Source organism: Mesorhizobium sp. M7A.F.Ca.CA.001.08.2.1, from assembly GCF_003998455.1.
In the GTDB taxonomy this organism is placed as follows: domain Bacteria; phylum Pseudomonadota; class Alphaproteobacteria; order Rhizobiales; family Rhizobiaceae; genus Mesorhizobium; species Mesorhizobium ciceri.
In genome coordinates this window covers 1-396 of sequence record NZ_RZPW01001498.1, presented here as the reverse complement: position 1 = coordinate 396, position 396 = coordinate 1, and the positions used below count along the sequence as shown (strand labels likewise).

At 57.8% G+C, this 396-nt stretch carries 1 protein-coding gene; it reads right to left on the bottom strand.

Annotated features, from left to right (window positions below):
- Positions 1-326: acyltransferase family protein (locus tag EN914_RS38180; RefSeq protein WP_348631992.1), on the bottom strand; the 326-nt coding region annotated here is incomplete at its 3' end.
- Positions 327-396: the final 70 nt, after the last annotated feature.

Genomic DNA, 396 nt, shown 5'->3' with positions numbered 1-396 from the left:
GCGTAGTTCTCGACAAGAAATGCGAGAATCGTGACGCCCCAATACAAGGGCACGATTCGAATGAGCCTCGTTCGCAAATAGGCGCCGGCCGACCTGCCATTGTTCCCAAGCACATGCGCGGTAAGAAAACCGGCCAGAACCATGAACAGATCCGTCCCGAAACGGAAAATGTCCAAGACACCCGGCTCAATATGGGCGGCGCTCACCACTCCGGACATGTGGATGTAGCCGATGGCGTAGGCGGATATGAGCCTCAAAAGCTGAGGATTGTGCCAGAACCTCCTTGCCCCAGCAGTCCGGGCGGCCGGATGGTATTCCGCGTTCACCCGGGTTATCAGTCCGAAGCTGACCGTGCCTATTGTTGAGAAGATCGCCCCACCCCAGGGACCCCAGCAT